Here is a 211-nt window from a genome sequence, read left to right on the forward strand (position 1 = left end):
TTTCCAAATTGTTAAAGAGCTAGATATTTCTAATTAAAGAAATAACCATTTTTAAAGATTCTTAAGGAAGAACACTTAAAGATGGTGGAGCTATGCGGGATCGAACCGCAGACCTCCTCGCTGCCAGCGAGGCGCTCTCCCAGCTGAGCTATAGCCCCATCTGGAAAAGTATTTCCTACTCTTAACTTATTAAACCATCAATCTGTGTGGA

1 tRNA gene is annotated in these 211 nt (G+C 40.8%); it reads right to left on the reverse strand.

Annotation, left to right across the window (positions count from 1 at the left end):
* Positions 1-82 precede the first annotated feature (82 nt).
* Positions 83-158 (reverse strand) — tRNA-Ala (locus FTW16_RS22435).
* Positions 159-211 lie beyond the last annotated feature (53 nt).

Source organism: Vibrio sp. T20 (assembly GCF_007858795.1).
Lineage (GTDB): Bacteria > Pseudomonadota > Gammaproteobacteria > Enterobacterales > Vibrionaceae > Vibrio > Vibrio satsumensis.